Source organism: Rhizobacter sp. P3_B12 (assembly GCF_056402895.1).
The window spans coordinates 1-2,828 of sequence record NZ_JBFUGN010000817.1 but is presented as its reverse complement, the minus strand read 5'-3'; the positions used below and the strand labels follow the sequence as shown (position 1 = coordinate 2,828).

Sequence of the window (2,828 nt, the reverse complement as noted above, 5' to 3'; positions counted from 1 at the left end):
TGCACCGCCTGCACCGCGGCGATCTCGCCGGCATCGCGGTGAAAGCGGCGCTGCAGGCGCGTCTCGCGGCTCACCATCTGCAGGTCGCCGAAGTTGAACGCCGACAACGCGATGCGCGGCGCCGCAGCGGGCTCGTCGGGCAGCGCCAGCATGTAGATGCGGTCCGCGGCGAGCGCGATCTCGAGCAGCGAGCCGGCAAAGCACGAGCCGCGGTCGACCAGCGCGAACAGCGAGCGCGACGACACGTCGAGCCGCGCCAGCGTGCGGCGCAGCAGGCCGATGGTCTCGCGCACCAGCCAGTGCGAACGGTGCGCCTGCAGCGTCGCGTCGAGCGCGAGCACCGCGTCGACCGCGCCCTGCGTCTTCAGCAGCCAGGTGCCGATCTCGGGCTCGTTGGTGCGCAGGTGGAGGATCGCGTCGTCCAGCTCGCGCGCCATCTGCAGCGGGTACCAGGCGGCGCCGGCGGCCTCGATGCCGGCGAGGTCGGCCGGYTGCGCGCCAACGGGGCCACGCACGGTCAACGTCGCGTGGCGCGCGGCGCGGTCGATCTGCACGTCGACGTGGCCGTAGGCCAGGCCATCCGCCGACACCTGCTTCACGAGCCGCGGCAGCGGCACGCCGCGCGCATCGGCCGGGCGGTCGCTCGTCGCGGCCAGTTCGCGCGCCCGCTCCTGCACGCGCTGCGCGAAGGCCTGCGTCTTCACGGCTTCATCGACCAGCCGCCAGTCCACCGCCTTCTTGCCACGCACGCCTTCGCTGGTGGTGCAGAAGATGTCGGCATGGTCGTGGCGCACGCGGCGCTTGTCGGTCAGGCGCGTCAGCCCACCGGTGCCGGGCAGCACGCCGAGCAGCGGCACCTCGGGCAGGCTGACGGCCGACGAGCGGTCGTCGACCAGGATGATCTCGTCGCAGGCCGCCGCCAGCTCGTAGCCGCCGCCGGCGCAGGCGCCGTTCACCGCGGCGAGGAACTTCAGGCCGCCGTGCCGGCTGCTGTCTTCGAGCCCGTTGCGCGTCTCGTTCGTGAACTTGCAGAAGTTGACCTTCCAGCCGTGGCTGGACAGGCCGAGCATGAAGATGTTGGCGCCCGAGCAGAACACCCGGTCGCGGCCGCTGGTGAGGATCACCGTGCGCACCGCCGGGTGCTCGAAGCGGATGCGCTGCACCGCGTCGTGCAGCTCGATGTCGACGCCGAGGTCGTAGCTGTTCAGCTTCAGCTTGTAGCCCGCGCGCAGCCCGCCGTCCTCGCTGACGGCCATCACGAGCGTGGCGACCTGGCCTTCGACGCTCAGCCGCCAGTGGCGGTAGCGATCCGGGTGGGTTTCGTAATCGACCGGGGAGTCGACCGGCGAGTCAACAGGGAAAGCGGCAGGGGGGACATTTGTCATGGGGGCATCTCCGGCGAGCGGCAACATGCTGCACGCCCGTCAATGAAGATGCAATTTAGTGCATGCAGCCGCCAGCGTCAACCCGCCAGCCGGATCGTGCCCCGCAATTGGTCCTGCAGGGCCGTGAATGCGGCCTCCATGGTCTTGTCGCTGGTGTCGAACACCTCGTCGGCCTTCGAGTAGAAGGCGGCGCGGCTCTCGAGGATGCGCCGCAGGTCGTTCATCGCCTCGGCATTGCCCGACATCGGCCGGGTGTCGCCCTGCGCCAGCACCCGGTTCATGTGCTCCTCGGGCGAGGCGCGCACCCACACGGTGTAGCAGTGCGCCAGCAGCATGTTGAAGGTGGCCGGGTCGGAGACGATGCCGCCGGGCGTCGCGATCACCGCGCGCGGGTAGCGCTGGATGCACTCCTCGAGCGCGCGCCGCTCGTGGCGCCGGTAGGCGGCCGGGCCGTACAGCGAATGGATCTCGGAGACGCTGCAGCCGGCCACCGTCTCGATGTGGCGGTTCAGCTCGACGAAGGGCACGGCCCAGCTGTCGGCCAGCATCTTCCCGAGCGTGCTCTTGCCGGCGCCGCGCAGCCCGATCAGCGCGACCCGCTGCCGCCGCGCCGCCTGGCTGGCCGGCGCGCCGAACACCGAGGCCAGCGCGGAGCGGGCCTGCGCGAGCTCCGATTCGCTGCGGCCGCGCAGGATCTCGCGGATCATCAGCCACTCCGGCGAGCTGGCCGTCTCGTCGCCGACCAGCTCGGCCAGCGTGCAGTTCAGGGCCTGCGCGAGCTGCCGCAGGAACTGCACCGACGCATTGCCGACCCCCATCTCGACATTCGCCAGGTGGCGCTCGGACACGTCGGCCACCTTGGCCAGGCTCTTGCGTGTCAGGCCGCGCCGGGATCGCAGCGCCCGCGTGCGCTCGCCCAGGGCGGCGAGGAACGGGTCTTTGTCGGTGGTCGGATCAGGATCGCCTTCCGGCGCGGTGGGCGAGTTCGGGATTCGGTCCAAGGGTATGTCCGTAACAGGGTCGATCGGGACTGCTGTTTATACTGAATCCAGTGCAACATATTGCATCAACCGATCATTGCACTGTCCGTGAATGCATTATGCGGAGATCGGGTCGGCTTGAGGTAAAACCGCGGCCGTCCCGTCAGGAGAACAGCATGCCCGCGAACCTCGCCGTGGTGGCGCCGCCCGAACGATTCAACGTCGCAGCCCACCTGCTGCAGTGCAACGCGGGCCGTGCCACGAAGACCGCCTACATCGACGACGACGGCCGGCTCAGCTACGGCGAGCTGGCCGACCGCGTGCAGCGTTGCGCCGCCGGCCTGTTGCGCCTGGGCCTGCGCCGCGAGGAGCGCGTGCTGCTGATGATGCTGGACACGGTGGACATGCCGGTGGCCTTCCTCGGTGCGCTGTATGCCGGCCTGGTGCCGGTGCCGGTCAACAC

3 protein-coding genes are annotated in these 2,828 nt (G+C 70.1%); 1 reads left to right on the top strand and 2 read right to left on the bottom strand.

Annotation, left to right across the window (positions count from 1 at the left end; genetic code table 11):
* Nucleotides 1–1,385: 2,3-epoxybenzoyl-CoA dihydrolase (gene boxC, locus AC1D01_RS28485; protein ID WP_477872402.1), on the bottom strand; the 1,385-nt coding region annotated here is incomplete at its 3' end.
* A 77-nt stretch (nt 1,386–1,462) separates the two neighbouring features.
* Nucleotides 1,463–2,386, bottom strand: coding sequence for a helix-turn-helix transcriptional regulator (locus AC1D01_RS28480; RefSeq protein ID WP_477872400.1), 924 nt, complete (start codon nt 2,384–2,386; stop codon nt 1,463–1,465).
* A 155-nt stretch (nt 2,387–2,541) separates the two neighbouring features.
* Between AC1D01_RS28480 and AC1D01_RS28475 the strand changes: the two genes are divergently transcribed.
* On the top strand, nt 2,542–2,828 hold a 287-nt coding region (locus tag AC1D01_RS28475; protein ID WP_477872398.1), incomplete at its 3' end, for an AMP-binding protein.